The sequence below is a fragment of the Burkholderia pyrrocinia genome, from assembly GCF_001028665.1.
In the GTDB taxonomy this organism is placed as follows: domain Bacteria; phylum Pseudomonadota; class Gammaproteobacteria; order Burkholderiales; family Burkholderiaceae; genus Burkholderia; species Burkholderia pyrrocinia.
Window position 1 is genome coordinate 315,367 of the sequence record NZ_CP011505.1, and the last position, 20,360, is coordinate 335,726.

Here is a 20,360-nt window from a genome sequence, read left to right on the forward strand (position 1 = left end):
TTTCCGTAATCCTAAATGAAATGAGGCTGACAAGATGATTCATGACACGCAGGCAACGCGCCGTTATACGGGCGCGTTTTCCGTCGCGCCGACCATTTTCGCCGAATCCGGCGAATTGGACCTGGAAGGGCAGATGCGTTGCGTCGACTTCATCATCGACGCGGGTGCAGACGGGCTGTGCATCCTCGCGAACTACTCGGAGCAGTTCTCGCTGTCCGACGACGAGCGCGAGCGGCTCACCGGGATGATCCTCGAGCATGTCGCGGGCCGGGTGCCCGTGATCGTGACGACGACCCATTTCAATCCGGTGATCTGCGCGGCGCGCAGCCGGGCCGCACAGGCGGCCGGCGCGGCCATGGTGATGATCATGCCGCCGTATCACGGCGCGACGATTCGCTGTGGCGAGGCGGCGATCGGTGCGTTCTTCTCGGAGGTCTCCGATGCGATCGACATCCCGATCATGTACCAGGACGCGCCGATGAGCGGCACGCAGGTATCGGCGGCGTTCCTCGCGCGGCTCGCGCGCACGATTCCGAACCTGCGCTATTTCAAGATCGAGGTGCCGCAATCGGCGGCGAAGCTGCGCGAGCTGATCGCGCTCGGCGGTGACGCGATCGAGGGGCCGTGGGACGGCGAGGAGGCGATCACGCTGCTCGCCGATCTCGACGCGGGCGCAACGGGCAGCATCCTCGGCGGCGGTTATCCGGACGGGCTGCGGCCGATACTCGCCGCCTATCGCGCGGGCCGGCGCGACGAGGCGGTGGCCGGCTACGAGAAGTGGCTGCCGCTCATCAACTATGAAAACCGGCAGGCCGGGCTGCTCGCCTGCAAGGCGCTGATGAAGGAGGGCGGCGTGATCGCGTCGGACGCGCCACGGCGCCCGCTGATGCCGCTGCACCCGGAGACGCGTGCGGGCCTCGTCGAGATCGCGCGGCGGCTCGACGCGCTCGTGCTGCGCTGGGCGCGCTGACACGCCCGTATTTTTTTCTTTCCCTTCGAGGAACGTCCTGATGAGTATGCCAACGATACGACACATCCGCGCGCTGACGGTGCGCGGCGGCGGCGCCGACTACCACGACCAGGGCGCGGACCACTGGATCGACGATCACATCGCGACGCCGATGGCGCGTTACCCGGAATACCGGCAGAGCCGGCAGTCGTTCGGCATCAACGTGCTGGGCACACTCGTGATCGAGATCGAGGCGAGCGACGGCACCGTCGGTTTCGCGGTGACCACGGGCGGCGAGATCGGCGCGTTCGTCGTCGAGCGCCATCTGGCGCGTTTCATCGAAGGGCAGCGCGTGACCGACATCGAGAAGATGTGGGATCAGATGTTCTGCGCAACGCTCTATTACGGGCGCAAGGGCGTGGTGCTGAACGCGATCTCCGGCGTCGATCTCGCGTTGTGGGACCTGCTCGGCAAGGTACGCGGCGAGCCGGTGCACCAGTTGCTCGGCGGCAAGGTGCGCGACGAACTGCAGTTCTATGCAACGGGGGCGCGGCCCGATCTCGCGAAGGAGATGGGGTTCATCGGCGGCAAGCTGCCGCTGCATCATGGCCCGGCGGAGGGCGACGAAGGCTTGCGTCGCAACCTCGACGCGCTGGCGACGATGCGCGATCGCGTCGGCGCGGATTTCTGGCTGATGCTCGACTGCTGGATGAGCCTCGACGTGCGTTATGCAACCCGGCTTGCGCACGAGGCGCGCGCTTGCGGGCTCAAGTGGATCGAGGAGTGCCTGCCGCCCGACGACTACTGGGGCTACGCGCAGTTGCGCCGCGCGGCGCCGCCCGATCTGCTCGTGACGACGGGCGAGCACGAGGCGACGCGCTGGGGCTTCCGGATGCTGCTCGAGATGGGCTGCTGCGACATCATCCAGCCCGACGTCGGCTGGTGCGGCGGCCTGACCGAACTCGTCCGCATTTCGGCGCTCGCCGACGCGCACGGCGTGCTGGTGGTGCCGCACGGCTCGTCGGTCTACAGCTATCACTTCGTGACGACGCGGCACAACAGCCCGTTCGCGGAATTCCTGATGATGGCGCCGCAGGCGGATCGCGTCGTGCCGATGTTCGATCCGCTGCTGCTCGACGAACCGGTGCCGACGGGCGGACGGATGAAGGTGCCGGATACGCCCGGCTTCGGCGTGCGGCTCAATCCGGCCGTGCGTACCGAGCGGCCCTACACGCACTGAGCCGCCGCGATGAAACTGCTCGAGAACAAGGTCGTTATCGTCACCGGCGGCTCGCGCGGCATCGGCCGGGCGATCGCGCTCGCGTGCGCCCGCCATGGCGCCGACGTCGTCGTCAATTACTGGGCCAACCCGTTGCTGCCGGCGCAGTCGGATCACGCGCTCGACGCGCTGGTCGACGAGATCGGCGCGACCGGCCGGCGCGCGCTCGCGGTGCCGGGCGACATCGCGCGGCCGGACACCGCAGACGAGCTGGTCGCGCGGGCCGTCGATGCGTTCGGCCGGATCGACGTGCTGGCGAGCAATGCCGGGATCTGTCCGTTCCATGCGTTCCTCGATCTGCCCGCCGACCTGCTGCGACGCACGATGGAGGTCAACCTGCACGGGGCGTTCCACGTGACCCAGGCGGTCGCGCGCCGAATGGCCGCGCAGGGCGACGGCGGCGCGATCGTCGCGACGAGTTCGATCAGTGCGCTCGTCGGCGGCGGCATGCAGACGCACTACACGCCGACGAAGGCCGGCGTGCATGCGCTGATGCAGTCATGCGCGGTCGCGCTCGGCCCGCACCGGATCCGCTGCAATTCCGTGCTGCCGGGCACGATCCGCACCGAGATCAACGAGGCGGATCTCGCGGTGCCCGGCAAGGCCGAGTACTTCGAGCAGCGAATTCCGCTCGGCCGCCTCGGCGAGCCCGGAGACGTCGCGGACTGCGTGGTGTTCCTCGCGTCGGACCTGGCGCGCTACGTCAACGGCGCGGCACTTCTCGTCGACGGCGGCCTCTACGTGAACCTGCAATGACGGGGGCGGACATGGAGACGATCGCTTTCCGGATGCGGTTGCATCCCGGGCAGAAGGACGAGTACCGGCGGCGCCACGATGCGATCTGGCCGGAGCTGGCCGACGCGCTGCGCGCGGCCGGCGTGGCCGATTACTGGATCTTTCTGGACGACGAAACGGATTGCCTGTTCGCTGTCTTGAAACGTCCGGCCGCGCACCGGATGGCCGAACTCGCGCAGGCCGACGTGATGCGCCGCTGGTGGGCGTACATGGCCGACCTGATGGCGACGGACGGAGACGGGCGCCCGCTCGAAAAACATCTGGAACCGATGTTCCATCTGGCGTGATTACTGGGAGGCGTCATGCAGGTCGTCGATCCACATGTGCATTTCTGGGATGCCGATGCGTTGAGCTACGGCTGGCTCGACCGCGCGCAACCCGCGTTCTCCGGACCGGTGGCAGCGTTGCCGCGCGCATACGGCCCGGCCGACCTGCGCGCGGACGCGGGCGAGATCGACATCCTGAAAGTCGTGCACGTCGAAGCGATCCATGACGCGTGGACCACGCCGAGCGAGGTCGAATGGGTACAGGCGCTCGCCGATACGCCGGCGAGCGGCGGCATGCCCGAGGGCATTGTCGCGGGTGTCGACCTGTCGCATGCCGACGCGCCTGCGAGGCTCGAGGCGGCCGCCGCCTGCGCGAACGTGCGCGGCATTCGCCAGGTCCTGAACCGTCACGCGAACCCCTGGTACAACTATGTCGATCGGGACTATCTCGACGATCCCGGCTGGCGCGACCAATTCGGGTGGCTCGCACGGCTCGGGCTGTCGTTCGACCTGCAGCTCTATCCGTCCCAGGTCGGGGCTGCGCTGGCGCTGGTCGACGCGCATCCGGACACGGTCTTCATCGTCAATCATGCGGGCATGTTCGTCGACCGCGACAGCGTGCACGGCTATCGCGCATGGCGCACCGGGCTGCACGGGCTTGCCCGGCGCGAGAACGTCGTGCTCAAGCTGAGCGGGCTTGCGATGTTCGATCACCGGTGGACGGTCGAGAGCTTCCGGCCCTATGTGCTCGAGGGAATCGATGCGTTCGGCGCCGCGCGATGCATGTTCGCGTCGAATTTTCCGATCGACCGGCTGCATGCCGGGTATCCGGCGCTCTGGCGAGCGTATTCGGAAATCATCGCAGGGGCGAGCGACGCCGAGAGGCAGTCGCTGTTTGTCGGCAACGCAGAGCGGATTTATCGCATCTGATCCCACGCTGCATCAAAACCCTCGAGTTGCGTTTGCATCTCCGTGGCTGTGCCGGCACCGTGATTTGCAATCAAGCGTGAAGACCTACGGCGCGCGGACGGCTACGAAGTCGACGCATATCGCTGGGCCCGGGCTGAATCCGGTTCGGGAGCAGCGCGGACGTCGCCGCGTTTCCGCCTGCTAGTTGTTGCGCAGGAACACGACGTAGCCGCGGAACCACGGATTCGCCGCGAGGTAGGGCGGCGCGTCCCATTCGCCGCCCTGGATCACGCCGACCCGAAACGGCAGTTGCAGCCGCGCGACGCGCGGCAGGTAGGCCGCGTAGTCGGGGATCGTGCTGCGCCCCTGGTAGGTCTGCACGACCACTTCGTCGACGATTCCCCTGAGCTGGTTGACCTGGTCGGTATCGATGCGGCTGCTCCAGTCGAGCAGCCCCGTGATGCTCAGCCGGCAATCGGCGGGCAGGGTCTCGCGCAGCGTGCGCAGGAATTCCAGGTAGTCCTGCAGATGGCGCGTACGCGCATCGAAGTCGATCTGGATGCCCGCGATCGTGCGGCCCGACGCGCGCCAGCGCGTGAGCTGCGCCAGCATGATCTGCGTGACGCGCGGCGTCCAGCGCAGCGTATGCGCACGATAGACGAGCCAGACGTGCGCGTTCGGCGCGGGCGGCAGTGCGACACCCTGCGCGATGACGCGTACCTGCGATTCGTCGCGCGGCGACGCTTCGATCTGCCCTTGCAGCACGTACACGGCGCGTGCGCCGCGTACGACCGCCTGCGGCTTCACGCCGGCCCACAGCCAGAATGTGTCGTACTGCACGGGATCGACGGTGCCGGCCAGCGCGACGCGCCCCGCCAGCAGCAGCGCGACGCACGCGATGCGCTTCACGCCGTGCTCACCAGTAGTAGCGGAGCTTCTGCGCCCACGGGCTGCCCGGATAGCTGGCCTTCAGCGTATCGAACCAGCGCTTGCGCGTGTTCTTCGGCACGTCCTTGCCGCCGCATTCGTTGCTGCCCCCCGGCGCATAACACTTGATCGCGCGGTAGAGCGCATACGCGCGGTCGTTCGGGTTCGCCTGCGCATCGGCCATCACCGTCACGTAGCTCGACATCCGCTCGTACGGCTTGCCCGCGAACTGCGACGGCGCTGCGCCGAGCGTCGGCGGTACGCGCGTGGCGGTCGTCGACGATGCGTTGCGTATCCACAGCGGCACCGGATCGCTTTCGAGACCGGCCGCGGGCGGATGCAGGCGCGCGAAATCGGCGAGGCAGTTCAGCCCTTTCGCGTCGCCGGGGTTCTGCTGCAGCGTCGTGGCGATGTCGCGCGCGGACGGGCACGTGTAGCCGTCTTCGTTCCTGGCGCCGGGCGCGATGAACGGTTTCAACGGATCGGCAGGCGTGCCGGACACCAGCGCGGCATCGGCGAGGAAGTCGGCATAGTGCGAGCGCGTGAGCTCCTTGTACAGCAGGGTGTACAGCGCGGTGTCGCGTAGCGCGCCGCCGGCCGCCGGGTTCTGCGCCTGTGCGCGCAGCAGGTCGGCACTGGCCGAACGCTGCAGCAGGATCGCGCGGAGCGCGGCGTTCTGCACGGGTGAATCGTCGGCGAACGCGTCGTTGACGAGCCCGGCCTGCTCCAGGTTGATCGCGAGCGCGAGTTCCAGCGCCTCGCGCTGGAAGCGGAATTTCGCGAGCGGGATCAGGTCGCGCCACAGCTGGCGGGCCTTGTCGGTCTGGCCGCTGTCCTCCAGCGCGAACGCGCGCAACGCCTGCTGGCTCAGGCCGAAGTAGTCGAGCGGCGCGGCGGGCGTCTGCGGCAGCAGTTCGAGCGCGGCATCCGGCTTGTGCCCGATCTGGACATACCAGGTCGCGAGCAGGTAGTCGTAGAGCGCGGGCGCGTTCGCGAAGCGCGGCTTCTGCGCCTGCAGGTCGTCCAGCGTCAGCGGCTTGCTGCGGCTCGAATTGCTGCTGTCCGACGTACGCATGCGCAGCAGGTCGACGGTCGCGAGCACGGTCGGCGACTGGATCTGCGCCGCGTCGAGTTCCGACCCGAACAGCAGCTTGCTGTCGAGTTCGTTTGCCAGTTGCATCAGCGGCACGTTCGACGTCGCGGGCGACCAGCGCGCGAGCGCGTGGCCGTAGAGGTCGGCCTGTTGCGTGACGTTTCCGCCGAGCCACGCGACGCGGCGCAACAGCCCGGACGCCGACACCGCATAGTGCCCCTGCGGATACACCTTCAGGTAGGTACGAAACACCGTGTTCGCGGCGTCGAGCGACACCTTCGTCACGCGCGCGCGCGACGGGGTCGGGCTGTCGTTGTCGAACGCATTGGCTTGCGCGGCATTCAACTGCGCGCGCCCGGTCATGTACAGGCCGGTTTCCTTCAGCCACGGGTTCGCGCTGTGCGATGCGTTCGCGAACGCCTGGGTCGCGGTCAGGAAGTCGGCGCGGTAGAACGCGTTGGTGCCGTCGAGGTACGCGGCGAACTGCTGACCGAGCGGCGACTTGACCGCGGGCCGCGTCCACGCGGCGCTCGCGCCGCCCGCCGCACAGGTCTTTTGCGCGATGTCGGCGCGCGCCGTGCGCAGGCGCGTGGTTTCGTCGGCAGGGATGCCGCCGGCGGCAGTCAGCGCGTCGTTGAACGCGTCGGTGCCGGCCGTCATGCTGCGGCAGATGCTGCCTTCGCCGTCGGCGTACTGATTTGAAGGCGCATCGGTATCAGACGCGCCACCGGTCTTGTCGGGCTGCTTCTGGCCGATGTAGATCCACCCGGAAAAATCCATCGGGAACGGCACGACGATCTGGTTGATCCGGTCTTTCACCGGGATCGTTTTCGGGTCCGGAAACACCTGCGCGACCTTGCTGCTGTCGACCATCATCAGCATCGCGTTGATGCGCGTGTCGTTGGCGGGGCTCAGCATCGGCAGGTTGGCGCAGGAGTAGGCGGTCTGCCGGAGCGTGGTTGGCGCATAGCAGCCGTCGTCCCCGCTGGCATGGGCGGCCGGAATCCAGAACAGGCCGGCCGCCAGCGCGGCGAACAGGTGTCGGTGCAGCAATGGGTTTCTAGGCATTTTTTTCTTGTGCCGGGTGTGGGGCCGCAGCGGCCGGGTCTCTCAGGCGAGGCGTTTCGCCCCGGCGCGTATCGTACCGCACCCGCCGCCCTGGCCGCGAGCGCGCGCAGGCCGGCCGGCGATCGCGTCGAATGCGGCCCGGCGAAATGGAAGTCCACTCACTGTAGACGTAACGCCACCTTGAATCCGGTTCGCTTGAATTAAGATTCAGCCGGCAGTTGCGGACATCCGGCGACGGACGATGTTTCGTCGTCGTGGTCCGCAGGGGGCGGTCTGCCGAAAGCGGCGTTCGCGTCGATCCGCGCGACGGAATCGATCATGACGGGGAGGCGAACGAATGCCGGTTTCCATGCCTGTTCAATAGTATTGCTTATCAATAGGCCGATCGACGACGCACGTCGTTTCGGCAAACGGCAGACGAGAGTGCGCCGGCAAACGAAAACAAGAGGATTCCGATGAAATCCGTTACATGGATGGTCATGGCAGCCGTTCTCGCGCTGTCCGCATGCGGCGGCGACGACGTCGCCACGAACGGCGGCGCGTCGCTGTCGACGCCGAACAATCCCGGTTCACCTTCCGGCTCGACCTCGCCCGGCGGCGGTTCGAATGGCGGGCCGACGGGCGGCGGGACCACGCAGCCGCAGGCCGGATGGTCGAAGGCCGCCGCCGTGGACGGCAAGGGGCCGGAGGGCGAGCCCAGCGTGACGATCGACGCGAGCGGCAACGCGCTCGCCACCTGGATGACCAACGGCACGACCGGTACGACCGGCAACGAGATGTGGGGTGCGCGCTATGTGCCGGGCTCGGGCTGGGGAAGCGCGACGCGGCTCGACACGAGCGACGGTTCGCATGCGATGAACGCGCTGACCGGGGTGCAGCCGCAACTGGTCGGCAACGCGAGCGGGCAGGCGGTCGCGTTCTGGACCGAATGGACGCCGGGCCCCAACACGTACGCCCTGTGGGCGCGCCCGTACACCCCGAATGGCGGATGGGGCACGCCGGTCGCACTGGTGCCGGACATGGCCGGTTCGTCCTATTCGGCCGGCATGGACAGCCAGGGCAACGCGCTCGTTACATGGACACAGTCGATCAGCCTGCTCGATACGCGCATCGCGTGGACACGCTATACGCAGGCCGGACAGTGGTCGCCGACGGCGCTGGTCCAGATGCCGGTGCAGACCGGGCCGGGCGCGGTGACCGGCGATACCGACAACGTGAGGCCGATGCTGTCGGTCCTGTCGTCCGGCCGCGCGGTGCTCGCGTGGCGGCAGACCAACCATACGAAGTCGGCGCTGTGGACGGCCACGTACGACGCAACCAACGGCTGGACCAACGTCAATCAGGCCGTGTCGAACACGAGCCTGTTTACGACGATCATCTCGCCGGTCGCAGGCATGGACGCGAAGGGCAACATCACGCTGATCTGGGGGCAACTCGACGTGACCGGCGGGAAGATCCTCACCACGACGATGTCGCAACGCTACGTATCCGGAACCGGGTGGCAACCCGCGCAGCCGGTGGCGCCCGCGATCGCGGAGCCGACCGGTTTCATCGCGACGCCGATGCTGACCGTCAACGAAAACGGCGTGGCCGCCGCGATGTGGGCCGAAGGAGGCGCGGTCCTGCAGGCGAGCGTGTCCGATCCCAGCGGTAACTGGGGGCCGCTGCAGAGGCTGACCGAACACCTGAACGGGGCGGCGCTCCAGTACCCGCCGCTGGTGATCGACGCAGCCGGCAACGTGACCGTCGCCTGGCAGGACACGGGTACACCGAACGCGTCGGTCCTCCTCGTGGCCGGCTATCGGAACGGTGCGTGGAGCACGTCGACGCTGGATCCGCAGGACGGGTCATGGCCGGCGCTGGCGGTCAACGCCGCGGGGGCGATGGCGCTCGTCTGGCAATCGTTCGTCGCGAACGTCGGCAGCCAGATCCAGTCCAGTTTTTACACGCCGGGCTCGTAATCGTGCCGCGTCGGGAATTCGAAGGAGAAGTCATGAAGCAAGTCTTGCAGTGCGCCGTCACCTTGCGGACCGCGCTGGGCGCGGCGGTCGCCGGCCTCGTGTTGTCTGCGTGCGGCACGACGCAGATGAATATGGTCGACGTCCAGACGTCGACCGCGAAGACGCTCGGGCTGGCGTCGTCGGACGAGATCACGATCGCCAACGTGCAGTACGGGAAGAAGGACGCGCTGGGCGGCCAGAAGGTGAGTTACGACGCGACGACCGGCAAGGGGCGGCGTTTCGGCTGTACGGTGTTCATGATTCCGGGGCTCACGCCGATCGACCGGCCGACGTACAACAACTGGGAATGCCATCCGCAGCGCTGATGGCCGCGATGACGACGACGCCCGTCGCAGGGCGTCGGTCGACCGCTTCGGTGGACGATATGCCGCGTCGGCCTTGCGCCGGCGCAGTTTGGTCCGATAATCGACGAACCGATTCATCCTTTCCCGTCGGCTCGATAAAAAAACTGTCATGGATCAAGCGGCATTCGTCCCTGTTTTCAAGTTTCGCACGATCGACTACCCCGAACCGGACCGGTTCCACGTCTGGGTCAAGGACATGCTGTGCGACTACCGGCTCGATGACGACGGCGGCCACGGCGCGTTCGACGCGGAAGCGAGCGGCGCGGCGCTCGGCCCGTTGATCCTGTCGGGCCGGCACTGGCGGTCGCGCGCACCGACCTATACGGTCCACCGGACCACACGGCGGATCCGGCTCGACGGCCAGGATTCGATCCGGTTCACGCTGCTGCTGGGCGGGCGCCTTGCGAGCCGCATCGGCGGGCCGGAACTGGTCAAGGGCGCCGGCGACCTGTTCGTCTACGACGTCGCGCAGATCAACGATTGCAAGGTCGACGCCGGCGACGTGATCAGCCTGGTCGTGCCCAGATACCTGCTGCCGAGCCACGCGGCGCAGTTGCACGGCCAGACGCTGACGAGCGGCGTGGGCCGCCTGCTCGGCGACCAGATGCTGTCGCTGTTCCGGAACTTGCCGAACCTGCGCATGCACGAGGTGCCGAGCATCGTGCAGTCGGTGTTGCTGCTGCTGGCCGCGGCGGTGTCGCCGACCGCGCAGGCGCTGCACGACGCGCGCGGCCCGATCGACAACGCGCTGGTCGAGCGGGTCCGGCGCTACATCGACACGCATCTGCTGGAGCCCGACCTCACGCCCGACCGGATCTGCCGCGACATTGGCGTGTCGCGAGCGCGGCTCTATCAACTGTTCAAGGAAGAGGGCGGCGTGATGCGGCAGATCACGCGCAGGCGGCTGCGTCACGCGTACCACGTGCTGGGCGATCCGCAGCGCAGGCATCAGCGCATCGCGGAAATCGCGTGGGCGCACGGCTTTCCCGACGAAAAGTATTTCCACCGGGTGTTCAAGGCGGAGTTCGGCCATACGCCGAAGGAAACGCTCGAATGTGCGGCCGCGCCGATTCTGCTGCCTTGCGACGCGGTGGAGGATCGATGGGCCGACGGCAGCCGGCTGGCGGGGTGGACGCTGCCGTTCGGCGTGCTCACCAACTGAGCGGGCGGCGCGTTGCCGTTGCGTGACGGCCCGGCTCGTGCATCACGCCCACACGCTGCTCGCGACACCATCGTCGGCGACATCGTCGATCGCGGCCCGCAAGTCGTCGATCGCCACCATCAGTTCGCGGACCTGCCGCAACGACGGATATTGATGCAGCACGGCATGCCATTGCGGCAGCGCCAGCAGCGCGTGCCAGATGACGCCGAGGCCGCCCGGATCGACATCCGGCTGCCGTGCGAGCGCGCTTGCGTATTCGAGGCTCGCCTGCGCCGACAGCAACTGCATCCGGCTCGCGGCGCCCAACAGGCGCGGCGTCGCGTCCGCGGACGCATCGCAGCAATAGAGCACTTCCCGTTGCAGTGCCGCGTCGTCGGTCGTCAGCGAACGGAGCGACGCACCGTGCACGCGCACCGTGCCCTGGTGCGTCTCGAACGAATAGATCGTGTCCGCGTCGGCCTGCGCGAGCAGGTTCAGGCCGCGCAGCAGCCGCGGCAAATCGGTCGTCGCCGCATCCGCGGACGCCTTCGCTTCGACGAGGAAGCGGACGTTCCATGCGGGCGCCGCTTCATCGCCGCGCGGACGTTCGAGCAGGATCGCATCCCATTCGGTCTTCGCGCGGTCGTGCCGGCCCGGTATCGATGACGGCACGCGCATCGATGTGACCACCCGGTACGTGCGCTGCTCGTCCACGGCTTCGAGCCTGCCGGCCAATGCGTCGAGCACCTGTGCGGCCAGCGCTTCGACGGCCGCGCCGCGCTGCTGCGATGCGGCGCCCTGCGCGACCGCGATCGTGCTGCCTTCGAGCGGCCCCTGGCGTACCCAAAGTGCGCGGTATCGACGAACGTGCTCGTCCGACGCCAGCGCATCGAGACGCAGCAGGCGTTCGAGCGCCGCACCATCCTTCAGCTTGGCGATGTCCTGCGCGAAAGCGGCGTCGGTCGCCATGTCGGGCAGCGCGAGCAGGTGCTGCAGCGTGGCATGGAGATCGGCCCACGACGCGGACGTTGCGGCCGCATGCAGCCGCGCGAGCCCGTCGCGCTGCCACGCCTGGGCACTGCGCTCGAGTTTGGCCGGGTGCGCGATCGCGTTGACGGCCGAGTGCAGCGCGCGCCGGTCCTGCTCGCCGTGCGCGTGCAACGACGCGTATTCGCGCACGCTCGGCGCATCGTGCCGCAGCACGGCAGCCTGGAAGGCGGGATCGCCGGATTGCCTGTCCATCGCGTCGCGGATCATCCGTGCGAGCGCATCGACGAAGCGCTGCTGCAGTTCGATGCCGGGAGATTGTCCGTCGCTCCGCGTCCGGCGCGCTTCCTCGATCACGATTGCAAGGGTGGCGGCCGGGTTCGCGGCGTCGGCCGGCGACGACGCGCGGTCGAGCGGCGGCAGCCGGTAACGGCGAGCGACGGTGCGCAGGACTTCGTCGAGCAGGGCGGGCAGCGGTGTCATCGACATGGCAGGTATCGGGGTGGATGCGGTTCGCAGGCCCGGTGTTCGGGCCGGGGCGCGCGTTGATGTGCAACGTTATCACGCCGGAGCGGGCCGGACAGGCAGGGTGGCGGTGCCGTCCTTCCTGACTTCGACGCAACCGGCGATGCATCCGCCGACCTCGGCGACGATCAATAGTCGCAGGTTTGTCCTGCACGTCACGTCGACCAAGGAAATCAGGTCGGGCCGCAGCGCGCCCGACACATCACGCCGTCAACGTCACCGATAAACTGCCGAGCTCGCCGAAGCGGACCGTCAGCGCATCGCCGAGCGGCACGTCGATCGCGCCCGCGTACGAACCGGTCGTCACGATCTGGCCGGCGCGTACCGCATCGCCGCGCGACGCGAGGAAATTGACGAGCCACACGAGCGGCTTCAGCGGATCGCCGTCCGGATGACGGCCGTCGATCGCGCGGTTCAGCGCGCCTTCGAACGACAGCGCCAGCGTCGCGAGCGGCACGTTCAGCCCGTCGTGCACGACAGGGCCGACGCACAGCCCCTGGTTGAATTGCCCGTCGGCCAGCAGCTCGAACTTCGACGCGCGCGCCGGTTCCGCATAACGGCAGCCGAGCACTTCGAGCACGATGCGCACTTCGCGGATCGCGGCGCGCACGTCGTTCTCGTCGTACGGCTGCTCGCGCGCGGGCAGGTCGCGATCGAGCACGAACGCGATTTCCGGTTCGATCCGCACGATCGGCCCGCCGACGACGCGGTACGGCGCATCGGCTTCGCGGATCGTCGACGCGAAGATCGGCGCGAGGATCACGCGGTCGGGCGGCGGCAGCGCGCATTTCCATCCGCCGACGGGTTCGCCGAGCAGGTCGGCGACGCGCTGCTGGATCGCCAGCGCGGTGTCGACGTCCTCGGGGCGCAGCGCATCGGGTAGCAGCGGGCCGGGCGAGCCGGCATGGCGGGCGGCGACGAGATGCTGGGCGGCGCCGTCCACGCGTTCGGTAGTCGTTGTCATGTCGGTTGAGCGAATTGAAAGTGAGCCGGCAAAAAAGGGCCGGACGAAGGTTGAAGCTCCGATGATAGCGCCTTCGGCGCGGTCGCTGCGCGGCAGCCTGTCGCCGGCCACGCGCGCAACACCGGCAGCAGGCACGAAGGGCGGACACGTGCGGCGCGTCGCTTTGCCACATGGCCGGGTTCCCGCGACGCTTGATCGCCGTCAACAACCGAACCGGTCGTCGGCCGATGATGGTGACATGGCTGCGCGCGATAGGGCGCGCGGCAGTTCACCCCAGCGAGGTTCGCATGTACGAGAAGATCATGGTGGCCGTCGACGGCAGCGCTTCGTCGAAACAGGCGCTTGCCGAGGCAGTGAAGGTGGCACTGGCGGGCGACGCGCACGTCAGCGTCGTGTATGTGGTCGACAAGTCGGTGCTGTTCACTTACGCGGGCCGTTTCGACCCGCATGCGCTCGTCGAGGAAATCCGCGAAGACGGCTGCAAGGTGCTGCGCGAAGCCGAACAGATCATCGCGTTGGCCGGCGCGAAGGGCGAAGCCGAACTCGTCGAGACCGAGAGCATCGGCGAGGACATCGCGGAACGCCTGCAGCGCTACGTGAAGGAGCGCGGGATCGATCTCGCGGTGGTCGGCACGCACGGGCGGCGCGGTATCCGGCGCGTGCTGCTCGGCAGCGTTGCCGAGCGCTTCGTGCGCGGCTCGACATGCCCGGTGCTGCTGATTCGCGGCGACGATGCCGATGTTCCAGTTGCCGCTGCTGCAGCGTAACGCGGCGGGCGCGCGATGATACGCCGCCAGTACCGGATCGTCGTCGCGGCGATCGCCGTGTTCGTTTCGCTCGCGGGAATGATGGCCGTCGTGACCGGGCTGCTGTTCGATTCAGGCGTGGCGCTGCGCGGCGGTGCGATCGCGTTGGTCGCCGGCGTGGCCGGCTTCGTCGTGATGCTCAATCCGGGTGCGAAAGGCGAGGAGTGACGCGGGCGCGGTTGGCGGGCTTCTTCCGGTCGACGGTGACGGAAGCGGCCGGCAACCGCTTTCCGAACGACCGGCGATAGCCGCTGCCGCGCCGGTCTCGTCGCTTCGCGCAGCGCTGCCGCGCTGTTTCCCCGTTTACTCGCTTGCCGTACCCGGCGCTTTCGCGTTGTCCTGCCCGACCTGTATCTCCAGCCGCTTCAACGTCTCCTCCAGCTCCGCGTTCTTCGGCTGAATCTGCCGTGCCTGCGCGAACGCATCGCGCGCTTCATCCTTCCGGCCCAGTTTCCACAGCACTTCGCCCTTGTGCGTCAGGCCCGTCGCATGCGCTTCGCGCGCGGTGTTCGCGTCGTCGCCGTCCTTCGCGAAGATCGCGATCGACCGGTCGAACCACGTCAGTGCTTCGTCGTTGCGGCCGAGGCGATACAGCGCCCAGCCCTTGCTGTCGAGCGCATACGCATCGTCCGGCGATTTCGCGAGATGGGCGTCGATCATCGCGAGCCCGCGCTCGACTTCCACGCCCGCATCGGCGAGCCGATAACCGATGTCATTCAGCCGGTCGTCGGGGATGTCGCCGAGGTCGAGCACGGCGGCGACGCGGCCCGCGTCGTGCCCGGCGATCGCGAGCGACAGCAGCTTGGTGACGATCTGTTGCCGCAATTCGGCGCTGATCTGGTTGCCGTTCGCCACCAGGCTGCCGAGGTATTGCGTGTACAGGTCCGGCGCGCCCGGAGCATTCGCGCCGTTCGCGATGGCCGCGCCCGGGCCAGCGCACCAGTCGGCGTCGGCGGAACCGGCCAGCATCCCGGTGTAGAGGTTGAGGTTCCGCGGCGTGCGCGATTGCGCGTAGTAGGTGTAGCCGTTCTCATCCGAGTAGCCGCACGCGAGATATTCGTTTTCCACGTCCAGCACATACGGGAAGTGGCCGAGCGGCTCCTTGCCGGATGGATCGACCAGCCGGAACGATTCGCCCATGTCGCCTTCGCCGACGATCGCGTTGAACACCCACTGCTTCTGCGGATGAACTTTCGGCAGCCGGATTTTGACGGTGCGCCCCGCGGCGTCGGTCGTGCCGAAGATCACGCTGTCGTGCTCGCTCGGCTTGACGGGCAGGCCCGCGATGACCTGACCGGGCAGGAACAGCCGGTACCGCGCATTCGGCAGCGGCTGGTGCGTGACGGGGTCGCGCAGCACGAACTGGTGAACGTGAGCGCCTTTCCCGAGCGGCGCCGTCGGTGCGATGTAGGTACGCGCGTGTGCGGCGGGCAGGGCGGTGCAGCTCAGGGTCGCGGCAACGAGCGCGGAGAGAAGGCGGGATGTCATGAATTTGCGGTTCTTGTAGGTAAGGGTTTTATTGACCGACGGCCGGAAATGCACTGAACAACCCGCGCAACCTTCGATAAACGACGGGCTGCGGCTTGCGAATCCCGATGCGGATAGCCGGATCGTCCAGCGCAATTCAATGCGGATGCCGCCCGCCGCACCGTGATGCGTGGAAGCGGCGGACGGGCGACACGCGAATGCAGCGCGCAGCATAACAGGCACGTGTCGTGCACTCGCGTCGATCGACACGCCGGACGCCGCGCCCAACGTTTCCGGTCGCGCTTGCTTCTGTCAAACTGGCGCCCATGAAACCGCGCCTCGCCCCACCGCCTTCCTCCGATTCCGCGCCTGCACCCGCAGGTTTTCCCGACGCCGACGAACTGGCCGCGCTGCGTGCGTGGTACGCGGGCATGACCGTGCGCCAGGCCGTCGAGCGCTACCTGCCCGATCGTCTCGGCGAAGGACGGTCGGCGCGCGGCGTGATCGGCGACATTCGCCGTCGCCTCATGCGCGTCGCGCGGCAGGCCGGCCGGCCAGATGTCGCGGAACAACTCGGTCATCCCGACGGTGAGCGTTTACGGGAGGCGAAGGCCGCAGCCGAAGCGATCGGCCTGCTGCGTCATGCGCGCGCGCCGATCCCGCAGATCAGCGACGACGTCGGGCTGTGGCTGCCCGCACGCGCGGTCGCTGCGCTGCGTGCGCACGGGATCGCGACGCTCGCCGATCTGACCGTGCGGATTCCGCGCCGGCGCCAGTGGTGGAGTGCGATTCCGGGCCTCGGCATGGCCGGCGCGCGACGCATCGAGGCATTCTTCGCCGCGCATCCGGACCTGACCGAACGGGCGCGCGCGCTGATCGCCGCGACGCCGCGCGGCACCATCGTGCCGTGGGAGCAGTTGAAGCTGCCGCACGAGGTCGACGGCTCGGCCGGCACGTTCCGCGCGCCGCGCGCGACCAGCACGCTCGACGCGGACAACGATTACGCGGCCGTGCACGCCTGGCTGTCGCTGCACGAATCGGCGGCGACGCGGCGCGCATACCGGAAGGAGGCCGAGCGGCTGATCCTGTGGGCCATCGTCGAGCGCGGCCGTGCGCTGTCGTCGCTGACGACCGAGGATGCGGTCGCGTATCGCGCGTTCGTGCGCCGCCCGACGCCGCACGAACGCTGGGTCGGGCCCGTGCGGCCGCGCGGCGCACCCGACTGGCGGCCGTTCTCGGGCGGGCTGTCCGCGCGCTCGGCGGCGTACACGCTGTCGGTGCTCGGCGCGCTGTTCCGCTGGCTGATCGAGCAGCGCTACCTGCTCGCGAATCCGTTCGCGGGCGTCAAGGTGCGCGACACGCGCGGCGCGAACGCACTCGACACGTCGCATGCGTTCACCGAAGGCGAGTGGCTGCTGGTCCGCACGATCGCCGACGGGCTCGAGTTCCGCAAGGACGTGTCGTCCGGCTGGACGCTTGCCGCCGCGCAACGGCTACGCTTCATCCTCGATTTCGGCTATGCGACCGGGCTGCGCGCGAGCGAGCTGGTCGGCGCGACGCTCGGCGACATCGAGACGGACGCGCACGGCGACGCGTGGCTGAAGGTGATCGGCAAGGGGCGCAAGGCCGCGCGCGTCGCGCTGCCGCCGCTGGCGCGCACGGCGCTCGATCGTCACCTGGTCGCGCGACGGTTGCCGGTCACGCCGGCGCGCTGGCGGCCCGATACGCCGCTGATCCCGAGCCTCGCGGAAGACGGCGCGGCCGCGATCACGAGCGTGCGGCTGTGGAAGGTGATGCAGCGCTTTTTCGCGCAGACGGCCGACGTCGTCGATGCCGATAACCCAGCGCTCGCGCAGAAGCTGCGGCAGGCGAGCCCGCACTGGATGCGTCATACGCATGCGACGCACGCGCTCGCGCGCGGGGCCGAGTTGACGACGGTGCGCGACAACTTGCGGCATGCGTCGATCTCGACGACGTCGATTTACCTGCATGGCGACGATGTGAAGCGGGCGCGGCAGATGTCGAGTGCGTTTGCGGCCGACAAGTAGGCGGAATGTGCGGGGGCGTCACGTCTGCGCCATTTTTTCGTGAAGCGCTATCGGGCGATTCATCGGGCCGCGATGTAACTGTCAGGCGTGTCAGGAGATTGTTGGCCTGGAAGGCGCACCCGCGTGCCTGAATGCGCTTTCCGTCGACGCATGGATGACGCGCCGCAGCGTATCTGCCGACAAGACGGAACGGTCCGGCGCACACGGCGGTCATAAACTTTTTCACCAGGAGCAGCGGATGGCATCGAGCCAGGGTACGGTCGATTTCATCGTCGAGCAGATGGCGGCGGCCGGCACGGTATCGGCCCGCAAGATGTTCGGCGAATACGGCATCTATTGCGACGGCAAGATGGTCGCGCTCGTCTGCGACGACCGGCTGTTCGTCAAGCCGACACCCGAAGGCCGCGCGTTTCTCGGCGCCTGCGAAGAAGGCCCGCCGTATCCGGGCGCGAAGCCGCACCTCGTCATCGCCGGCGATCGCTGGGACGACCGCGAATGGCTGTCGGCGCTGATCCGGATCACTGCCGCGCAGTTGCCGGTGCCGGTGAAGCGAAGCCGATAGCGGCCGTGCGCGACGCGCCACGTCGCGTCACGTCGTGCACTGCGCAGGCGTATTCTGTGACACATGCGTGCGACCACCGCGCGCCCGGAGGGAGCACAAGAATGGAAACATCCGGACATCCGCGCGGCAGGTGGCTTGCCCGTCGCGCCTGGCACGCGCTCGTCGCGGCCGTTTGTGTCGGCTGGGGCGCGCTGTCGTTCGGCGCGGAAGGCGCAGGCGGCGCGGCGGCGCTGCTCGACCGTTACCACGGCCTCGGCGCGCAGCTGAAGGACAACGCGTTTCACCGGCCGCTGTACCTCGAATCGTCGGAGGCGTCGTCGTCGCTGAAGGGCGACATCTACGCACTGGTCGACTATCCGTTCGCGGTCGTGAACGGCCAGCTCAACGATCCCGCGCAAGGCCCCGCGAACTGGTGCGCGGTGCTGATCCTGCACCTGAACACGAAGTACTGTCATGCGTCGAGCGGCAGCAACGGCCCGGTGCTCGACGTGAACGTCGGCCGCAAGATCCAGCAGAAGCTCCCGGATACCTATCGCCTGCAGTTCCGCTATCGCGTGGCGGCCGCGACGCCCGACTATTTCCAGGTCGACCTGACCGCCGACAGCGGCCCGATGGGCACGAAGGATTACCGGATCGCGCTGGAGGCCGTGCCGGTCGGCGCGTCGCGCACGTTCCTGCATCTCACGTATTCGTACGGCTTCGGCACGGTCGGCCGGATGGCGATGAAGACCTACCTCGCGACGGTCGGCAGCGACAAGGTCGGGTTCACGGCCGTCGGCGGCGCATCGGCCGCGCAGCCGCAGTACATCGGCGGCGTGCGCGGGCTGCTGGAGCGCAACACGATGCGCTACTACCTCGCGATCGACACGTATCTCGCGACGCTCGACAAGCCGCTCGACCAGCGCCTCGCGCGCTGGTTCGACGCGACCGAGCAGTATCCGCAGCAACTACACGAAGTGGAAAAGAGCGCGTATCTGCAGATGAAAGCGCAGGAAGTGCAGCGGCAGCAGGCGGAGCGGTAGGCGGCGCCGTCCGCCGGCTTGCCGCTCAGTTCGACGCGCCGCCGACCGTGCGGATGCTGTGCCACTGCCCCTGTTCGACGCGGAACAGCGTGTAGGGTGGCTTGATCAGGTCGCCGCGCTCGTCGAACGAGATCTTCCCGGTCACGCCCGTGACCGACACGCCCGGCAGGCTCGCGACGACCTTGCCGCGATCGACCGAATCGGCCTTGCGGATCGCCGCGATCATCGCGAGCGCCGCGTCGTACGCGAACGGCGCATACAGCTCGACGTCCTGGTTGAAGCGCGCCTTGTAGCGCTGCGCGAACGCGACGGCGGACGGCAGCTTGTCGAGCGCCGGGCCCGGTTCGAGATCCTGCGTGCCTTCGCCCGAATTGCCGGCGATCTTCAGGAATGCATTGCTTTTCAGCGCGCCGGCGCCGAACAGTTGCGCGCGGATGCCGAGCGAGCGCATCTGCTTGACGAGCATCGCGCCCTGTTCGTCGAGCCCGCCGAAGAACAGCAGGTCGACGTTGTTGCTCTTCATCGTCGTCAGGATGCCGCGGAAATCGACAGCCTTGTCGTTCGTGTATTCGCGGCCGACGATGCTGCCGTGCGCGTCCTTCACGCCTTTCTCGAACGCGTCGGCGAGGCCCTGGCCGAACGCGGTGCGATCGTCGATGATGCCGATCCGCTTCGCCTTCAACTGCTCGACCGCGAAGCGGCCGGCCACCACGCCGCCGATGCCGTCGTGCCCCATCGTGCGGAACACGTTCTTGAAGCCCTGCATCGTCAGTTGCGGATTGGTCGAGCCGGGCGTGATCATCGCGACGTTCGCCTGCCGGTAGACGGCCGACGCGGGGATGCTGCAGCCCGAGTTGTAGTGGCCGATCACGCCGATTACGCCGTCGTCGACGAGTTTCTGCGCGACCTGGATCGCGATGCGCGGATCGGCCTGGTCGTCCTGCACGTCGAGCACGAAGCGCACCGGCTTGCCGCCGATGGTCGGATGCTTCGCGTTTTCCTCGTCGAGCGCGAGTTGCGCACCGTATTGCAGGTCCTTGCCGACGCGCGCGACGGGCCCCGTCAGCGGGCCGGCGAAGCCGATCTTGACGGTTTCCGGGTCCGCGGCCTGCGCGGACGCGGCGGCCGTGCCGATCGAGCAGACGGCCAGCCAAACCAGCCAGTTACGACGATTCATGATGCATGCC

General features: G+C 68.1%; 19 protein-coding genes. 13 read left to right on the forward strand and 6 right to left on the reverse strand.

Features of this window, described 5'->3' with window-relative positions:
- Positions 1–34: 34 nt before the first annotated feature.
- From ABD05_RS31620 to ABD05_RS31640, 5 genes are read left to right on the forward strand one after another with little or no spacing between them, the layout of a single operon-like run.
- Positions 35–970 (forward strand): dihydrodipicolinate synthase family protein, encoded by a 936-nt coding sequence (locus ABD05_RS31620; protein WP_047904112.1) that lies wholly within the window; start codon positions 35–37, stop codon positions 968–970.
- 40 nt (positions 971–1,010) lie between these two features.
- A complete protein-coding gene (gene rhmD / locus ABD05_RS31625; protein WP_047904113.1) occupies positions 1,011–2,189 on the forward strand; it encodes an L-rhamnonate dehydratase in 1,179 nt (392 codons plus the stop codon).
- 9 nt (positions 2,190–2,198) lie between these two features.
- Positions 2,199–2,984 (forward strand): L-rhamnose 1-dehydrogenase Lra1, encoded by a 786-nt coding sequence (locus ABD05_RS31630; protein ID WP_047904114.1) that lies wholly within the window; start codon positions 2,199–2,201, stop codon positions 2,982–2,984.
- A gap of 11 nt (positions 2,985–2,995) precedes the next feature.
- Positions 2,996–3,310: an L-rhamnose mutarotase gene (gene rhaM, locus ABD05_RS31635; RefSeq protein WP_047904649.1), complete on the forward strand. Its 315-nt coding sequence runs from the start codon at positions 2,996–2,998 to the stop codon at positions 3,308–3,310.
- A gap of 15 nt (positions 3,311–3,325) precedes the next feature.
- Positions 3,326–4,219: an amidohydrolase family protein gene (locus tag ABD05_RS31640; protein WP_047904115.1), complete on the forward strand. Its 894-nt coding sequence runs from the start codon at positions 3,326–3,328 to the stop codon at positions 4,217–4,219.
- Between the two features lie 180 nt (positions 4,220–4,399).
- On the opposite strand, the gene ABD05_RS31645 is transcribed toward ABD05_RS31640, so the two are convergent.
- Together ABD05_RS31645 and ABD05_RS31650 are read right to left on the reverse strand one after the other, a co-directional pair.
- Positions 4,400–5,107, reverse strand: a complete 708-nt coding sequence (locus ABD05_RS31645; RefSeq protein ID WP_047904116.1) for a DUF3142 domain-containing protein — start codon at positions 5,105–5,107, stop codon at positions 4,400–4,402.
- A gap of 7 nt (positions 5,108–5,114) precedes the next feature.
- Positions 5,115–7,286 carry a PA5441 family protein gene (locus tag ABD05_RS31650; RefSeq protein WP_047904117.1) on the reverse strand — a complete coding sequence of 724 codons (2,172 nt, stop codon included), beginning with the start codon at positions 7,284–7,286 and terminating at the stop codon, positions 5,115–5,117.
- A 455-nt stretch (positions 7,287–7,741) separates the two neighbouring features.
- Between ABD05_RS31650 and ABD05_RS31655 the strand changes: the two genes are divergently transcribed.
- The 3 genes from ABD05_RS31655 to ABD05_RS31665 all read left to right on the forward strand — a co-directional run bounded on the left by ABD05_RS31655 (position 7,742) and on the right by ABD05_RS31665 (position 10,813).
- Positions 7,742–9,247 carry a hypothetical protein gene (locus ABD05_RS31655; protein ID WP_047904118.1) on the forward strand — a complete coding sequence of 502 codons (1,506 nt, stop codon included), beginning with the start codon at positions 7,742–7,744 and terminating at the stop codon, positions 9,245–9,247.
- A gap of 32 nt (positions 9,248–9,279) precedes the next feature.
- Positions 9,280–9,612 (forward strand): hypothetical protein, encoded by a 333-nt coding sequence (locus ABD05_RS31660; RefSeq protein ID WP_047904119.1) that lies wholly within the window; start codon positions 9,280–9,282, stop codon positions 9,610–9,612.
- Positions 9,613–9,760: 148 nt separating this feature from the next.
- Positions 9,761–10,813, forward strand: coding sequence for a helix-turn-helix domain-containing protein (locus ABD05_RS31665; RefSeq protein ID WP_047904120.1), 1,053 nt, complete (start codon positions 9,761–9,763; stop codon positions 10,811–10,813).
- A 42-nt stretch (positions 10,814–10,855) separates the two neighbouring features.
- On the opposite strand, the gene ABD05_RS31670 is transcribed toward ABD05_RS31665, so the two are convergent.
- Together ABD05_RS31670 and ABD05_RS31675 are read right to left on the reverse strand one after the other, a co-directional pair.
- Entirely contained in the window at positions 10,856–12,268 is a 1,413-nt protein-coding gene (locus ABD05_RS31670) for a hypothetical protein (RefSeq protein WP_047904121.1), read from the reverse strand.
- Between the two features lie 238 nt (positions 12,269–12,506).
- Entirely contained in the window at positions 12,507–13,268 is a 762-nt protein-coding gene (locus ABD05_RS31675; RefSeq protein WP_047904122.1) for a 2-keto-4-pentenoate hydratase, read from the reverse strand.
- A 287-nt stretch (positions 13,269–13,555) separates the two neighbouring features.
- On the opposite strand from ABD05_RS31675, the gene ABD05_RS31680 reads away from it, so the two are divergent.
- Positions 13,556–14,035: a universal stress protein gene (locus tag ABD05_RS31680; RefSeq protein WP_047904123.1), complete on the forward strand. Its 480-nt coding sequence runs from the start codon at positions 13,556–13,558 to the stop codon at positions 14,033–14,035.
- A gap of 15 nt (positions 14,036–14,050) precedes the next feature.
- Positions 14,051–14,242, forward strand: coding sequence for a DUF2964 family protein (locus ABD05_RS31685; RefSeq protein WP_047904124.1), 192 nt, complete (start codon positions 14,051–14,053; stop codon positions 14,240–14,242).
- Positions 14,243–14,377: 135 nt separating this feature from the next.
- On the opposite strand, the gene ABD05_RS31690 is transcribed toward ABD05_RS31685, so the two are convergent.
- The gene (locus tag ABD05_RS31690) at positions 14,378–15,562 is read right to left on the reverse strand and encodes a tetratricopeptide repeat protein (RefSeq protein ID WP_047904650.1); all 1,185 of its coding nucleotides are present in this window, start codon (positions 15,560–15,562) and stop codon (positions 14,378–14,380) included.
- Positions 15,563–15,867: 305 nt separating this feature from the next.
- On the opposite strand from ABD05_RS31690, the gene ABD05_RS31695 reads away from it, so the two are divergent.
- The 3 genes from ABD05_RS31695 to ABD05_RS31705 all read left to right on the forward strand — a co-directional run bounded on the left by ABD05_RS31695 (position 15,868) and on the right by ABD05_RS31705 (position 19,173).
- Entirely contained in the window at positions 15,868–17,589 is a 1,722-nt protein-coding gene (locus ABD05_RS31695) for a site-specific integrase (protein ID WP_047904125.1), read from the forward strand.
- Between the two features lie 238 nt (positions 17,590–17,827).
- Complete coding sequence (locus tag ABD05_RS31700) at positions 17,828–18,151, forward strand: TfoX/Sxy family protein (RefSeq protein ID WP_047904126.1); 324 nt, start codon at positions 17,828–17,830, stop codon at positions 18,149–18,151.
- Positions 18,152–18,252: 101 nt separating this feature from the next.
- Complete coding sequence (locus ABD05_RS31705; RefSeq protein WP_047904127.1) at positions 18,253–19,173, forward strand: hypothetical protein; 921 nt, start codon at positions 18,253–18,255, stop codon at positions 19,171–19,173.
- Between the two features lie 25 nt (positions 19,174–19,198).
- Here the strand turns inward: ABD05_RS31705 and ABD05_RS31710 are convergent, their stop codons facing one another.
- Positions 19,199–20,350 (reverse strand): branched-chain amino acid ABC transporter substrate-binding protein, encoded by a 1,152-nt coding sequence (locus tag ABD05_RS31710; protein ID WP_047904128.1) that lies wholly within the window; start codon positions 20,348–20,350, stop codon positions 19,199–19,201.
- Between the last annotated feature and the right edge of the window lie 10 nt (positions 20,351–20,360).

Coding starts and splice junctions, on each gene's coding strand:
- ABD05_RS31700 (WP_047904126.1), top strand. CDS start 17,828: ATGGCATCGAGCCAGGGTACGGTCGATTTCATCGTCGAGCAGATGGCG.
- ABD05_RS31650 (WP_047904117.1), bottom strand. CDS start 7,286: ATGCCTAGAAACCCATTGCTGCACCGACACCTGTTCGCCGCGCTGGCG.
- ABD05_RS31685 (WP_047904124.1), top strand. CDS start 14,051: ATGATACGCCGCCAGTACCGGATCGTCGTCGCGGCGATCGCCGTGTTC.
- ABD05_RS31710 (WP_047904128.1), bottom strand. CDS start 20,350: ATGAATCGTCGTAACTGGCTGGTTTGGCTGGCCGTCTGCTCGATCGGC.
- ABD05_RS31660 (WP_047904119.1), top strand. CDS start 9,280: ATGAAGCAAGTCTTGCAGTGCGCCGTCACCTTGCGGACCGCGCTGGGC.
- ABD05_RS31640 (WP_047904115.1), top strand. CDS start 3,326: ATGCAGGTCGTCGATCCACATGTGCATTTCTGGGATGCCGATGCGTTG.
- ABD05_RS31665 (WP_047904120.1), top strand. CDS start 9,761: ATGGATCAAGCGGCATTCGTCCCTGTTTTCAAGTTTCGCACGATCGAC.
- ABD05_RS31705 (WP_047904127.1), top strand. CDS start 18,253: ATGGAAACATCCGGACATCCGCGCGGCAGGTGGCTTGCCCGTCGCGCC.
- ABD05_RS31675 (WP_047904122.1), bottom strand. CDS start 13,268: ATGACAACGACTACCGAACGCGTGGACGGCGCCGCCCAGCATCTCGTC.
- ABD05_RS31655 (WP_047904118.1), top strand. CDS start 7,742: ATGAAATCCGTTACATGGATGGTCATGGCAGCCGTTCTCGCGCTGTCC.
- ABD05_RS31670 (WP_047904121.1), bottom strand. CDS start 12,268: ATGTCGATGACACCGCTGCCCGCCCTGCTCGACGAAGTCCTGCGCACC.
- ABD05_RS31690 (WP_047904650.1), bottom strand. CDS start 15,562: ATGACATCCCGCCTTCTCTCCGCGCTCGTTGCCGCGACCCTGAGCTGC.
- ABD05_RS31680 (WP_047904123.1), top strand. CDS start 13,556: ATGTACGAGAAGATCATGGTGGCCGTCGACGGCAGCGCTTCGTCGAAA.
- ABD05_RS31620 (WP_047904112.1), top strand. CDS start 35: ATGATTCATGACACGCAGGCAACGCGCCGTTATACGGGCGCGTTTTCC.
- ABD05_RS31630 (WP_047904114.1), top strand. CDS start 2,199: ATGAAACTGCTCGAGAACAAGGTCGTTATCGTCACCGGCGGCTCGCGC.
- ABD05_RS31695 (WP_047904125.1), top strand. CDS start 15,868: ATGAAACCGCGCCTCGCCCCACCGCCTTCCTCCGATTCCGCGCCTGCA.
- rhmD (WP_047904113.1), top strand. CDS start 1,011: ATGAGTATGCCAACGATACGACACATCCGCGCGCTGACGGTGCGCGGC.
- rhaM (WP_047904649.1), top strand. CDS start 2,996: ATGGAGACGATCGCTTTCCGGATGCGGTTGCATCCCGGGCAGAAGGAC.